The organism is Methylobacterium tarhaniae (genome assembly GCF_001043955.1).
GTDB lineage: Bacteria > Pseudomonadota > Alphaproteobacteria > Rhizobiales > Beijerinckiaceae > Methylobacterium > Methylobacterium tarhaniae.
Map to the genome: position 1 here is coordinate 1 of NZ_LABZ01000324.1, position 3,248 is coordinate 3,248.

General features: G+C 72.2%; 4 protein-coding genes. All 4 read right to left on the reverse strand.

Annotated elements, in window-relative coordinates:
* Positions 1-315 (reverse strand): P1 family peptidase (locus tag VQ03_RS29655; protein ID WP_048454527.1); only part of this gene is annotated, 315 nt, incomplete at its 3' end.
* On the reverse strand, positions 312-779 hold the full coding sequence (locus VQ03_RS29660) for a cytochrome c-type biogenesis protein (RefSeq protein WP_048454528.1): 468 nt from the start codon (positions 777-779) through the stop codon (positions 312-314). The genes VQ03_RS29655 and VQ03_RS29660, both read right to left, overlap by 4 nt.
* Positions 780-795: 16 nt before the next feature.
* The gene (locus VQ03_RS29665; protein WP_048454529.1) at positions 796-2,793 is read right to left on the reverse strand and encodes a heme lyase CcmF/NrfE family subunit; all 1,998 of its coding nucleotides are present in this window, start codon (positions 2,791-2,793) and stop codon (positions 796-798) included.
* 154 nt (positions 2,794-2,947) lie between these two features.
* The coding region (locus VQ03_RS29670) for a cytochrome c maturation protein CcmE domain-containing protein (RefSeq protein ID WP_048454530.1) at positions 2,948-3,248 on the reverse strand (301 nt) is incomplete at its 5' end.

Below are 3,248 nucleotides of genomic sequence, written 5' to 3' on the forward strand. Positions count from 1 at the left end.
GGCCGCCGGCACGATCGGCACCCGCGCTTGGCCGACCGCGAAGCCGCGGCCGGTCTCGGCGAGCCAGGCCGTGACGCCGGAGGCGGCATCCAGCCCGAAGACCGAGCCGCCGGACAATACGAGGGCATCGACCCCCTGCACCGTGCGCTCCGGATCGAGGAGGTCGGTCTCCCGCGTGCCGGGCCCGCCGCCGCGGATATCGACCGCCGCCACCGTAGGGGAGTCGAAGACGATCGCGGTGACGCCGGAGAGCGCCTTGGGATCGTCGGCGTGGCCGACGCGGATCCCCGCGATGTCGGTGAGGCTGCCGCTCACCGCGGCTCGGCCCGGCGGACCAGATCGGCCACAGCCGCTTCCTCCGCCGCCGAGAGCGCCCGCGGCGGTGCCGGCCTGCGCCGGCGCGCGGCGGCCCACAGGGCGAGGCCGCCGAGGCCGACCACCAGCACCGGCGTGAGCCAGAGCACGGCGGTGTGCCAGGCGACCACCGGGCGCAGCAGCACGAACTCGCCGTAGCGCTGCACCACGTAATCGACCACCGCATTGTCGCTGTCGCCCTGGCGCAGGCGCTCGCGCACGATCAGCCGCAGGTCGCGGGCGAGCGGCGCGTCGGAATCGTCGATCGACTGGTTCTGGCAGACGAGGCAGCGCAGGCCGGCCGAGATCGACCGGGCCCGCGATTCCAGGCCCGGATCCTTCATCACCTCCTCCGGCTGCACCGCGCCGGCGGCGACCGGCATGAGGAGCGCGAGGGCGACGAGGGCGGAGCGCAACGAACGCATGGGGCTACCGAGTGTCCTACTCTGCGGGGACCGAGTGGGGCGGCACTGGCCCGGCCGCGTCGCGGATGGCCGGCCGCAGGGCCGGGGCGCCGACGCGGAAGCGCCGGTCGGTCAGGGAGAGGCCCCCGCCGAGCGCCATCACCACGGCGCCGAGCCAGATCAGCAGCACCAGGGGCTTGTAGTAGAGGCGAATGCCGACGCTGCCGTCGGTCCCGGTCTCGCCGACGCTGGCATAGACCTGGCTCACCCCGATCGTCAGGAGCCCCGCCTCGCTCACCGACATGTTGCGCGAGGCGTAGAAGCGCTTGCCCGGCTCGATCACGCCGACCGGCGCGCCGCCCTCGCGGATGGTCAGGTGGGCCACGGTCTCGGTGTAGTTCGGCCCGGTGCGGGGCAGGACGCCCTCCAGCACGGCGACGTAGGGGCCGGCGCGCAGCTCTCCCCCGCGCTGGATCGTGGCGAGGGATTCGACGCTCCAGGCCTGCGCGGCGATGCCGATCACCGTGACGCCGACGCCGGCATGCGCGAGAGCCGTGCCCCAGGCCGAGCGCGGCAGGCCGGCGGCGCGGCGCAGCGACAGACCGAGCGTCTTTCCCTTGGCCCGGGTGACGATCTCGAAGGCGGCGCCGATCACCAGGTAGGCGCCGAGCCCGATGCCGAGCGGCGCTCCCACCGGCCCGCCCCAGGTGACCGCGATGGCGACGAGCGTGATGGCGAGGGCCAGCGCGAAGCCGATGAACAGCCGCTGGCTCGCGGCCGCGAGGTCGCCGCGCTTCCAGGCCAGCGTCTGGCCGAACGGCACCACGAGGAGCAGCGGCACCGCGAGCGGCACGAAGGTCAGGTTGAAGAACGGCGCCCCGACCGAGATCTTCTCCCCGGTCAGCGATTCCAGCGCCAGCGGATAGAGCGTGCCGACGAGCACCGTGGCGCAGGCCGCCGACAGGAACAGGTTGTTCATCACCAGCGCGCCCTCCCGCGAGATCGGCGCGAACAGGCCGCCCTGGCGCAGGGTCGGCGCGCGCCAGGCGTAGAGCGCCAGCGAGCCGCCGATGAACAGGACCAGGATGCCGAGGATGAAGGTGCCGCGGGTCGGATCGGTCGCGAAGGTGTGGACCGAGGTGAGCACGCCGGAGCGCACCAGGAAGGTGCCCAGCAGCGACAGCGAGAAGGTCAGGATGGCCAGCAGCACCGTCCACACCTTGAGCGCGTCGCGCTTCTCCATGACGACGGTGGAGTGGACGAGGGCCGTGCCGGCGAGCCAGGGCATCAGCGAGGCGTTCTCGACCGGGTCCCAGAACCACCAGCCGCCCCAGCCGAGCTCGTAATAGGCCCAGTACGACCCCATGGCGATGCCGACGGTGAGGAAGCACCAGGCCGCGAGCGTCCAGGGCCGCACCGCCCGCGCCCAGGCGGCGTCGATCCGGCCCTCGATCAAGGCCGCGATGGCGAAGGCGAAGGTGATCGAGAAGCCGACATAGCCGAGATAGAGCAGCGGCGGATGGATCGCGAGGCCGGGATCCTGGAGGAGGGGATTGAGGTCGCGACCCTCGACCGGGGCCGGGTTGAGCCGGTTGAACGGGTTCGAGGTGACCAGGATGAAGAGCAGGAACACCGCCGTGATCGCGGCCTGCACGCCGAGCGTGTTGGCGCGCAAGGTCGGCGGGACGGAGTTGCGGGCGAGCGCCACCACGGCGCCGAACAAAGCCAGGATCAGCACCCAGAGCAGCATCGAGCCCTCGTGGTTCCCCCAGACGCCGGAGATCTTGTAGATCAGCGGCTTCATCGAGTGGGAGTTCTCGACGACGTTCTGGACCGAGAAGTCCGAGGTGACGTGGGCGTAGGTCAGCGCCCCGAACGCGAAGGCGATGCACGCGAAGGTGGCGAGCGCCGCCGGCTCGGTGACGCCGCGCAGGACCGGGTCGCCGGTGCGGCCCGCCCAGATCGGCATCACCATCTGCGTCAGCGACAGGGCGAGCGCCAGGGCGAGGGCGTAGTGACCAACCTCGATCAGCAACGGGGCGACCTTTCGGTGAGCGTTTGAGTCCATCGGGACGGGAGATCGGCCGATGGCTCTCCCGGCCCGGCGTCCTGCCGCGGCGGATCGCGGGCGTCATCGTAGTCCGCTTCGTCTCCCGCGCCGCCAAGACCTTCCGCCGCACGGGGCGGCGCTACTGGACGGCGGTGCGGGAGACGGGCTCGGCCTGGCCTTGCGCGGACGAACCTTGCGCGGACGAGCCTTGAACGGGCTTGCCGGCGCCTTCCTGCCAGCGCCCCTGAGCCTTGAGGGCGTCGGCGACCTCGCGGGGCATGTAGGTCTCGTCGTGCTTGGCCAGCACCGTGTCGGCGCGGAACGTCCCGTCGGGCTCCAGCACGCCTTCGGTCACCACGCCCTGCCCCTCGCGGAAGAGGTCGGGCAGGAGGCCGCGGTAGCGCACCTGCACGGTCGAGCCGGTATCGGTCACGGCGAAC

Bases quoted from the DNA above. Each gene is read 5' to 3' on its own strand.
- VQ03_RS29660 (WP_048454528.1), bottom strand. From the start codon at position 779: ATGCGTTCGTTGCGCTCCGCCCTCGTCGCCCTCGCGCTCCTCATGCCG.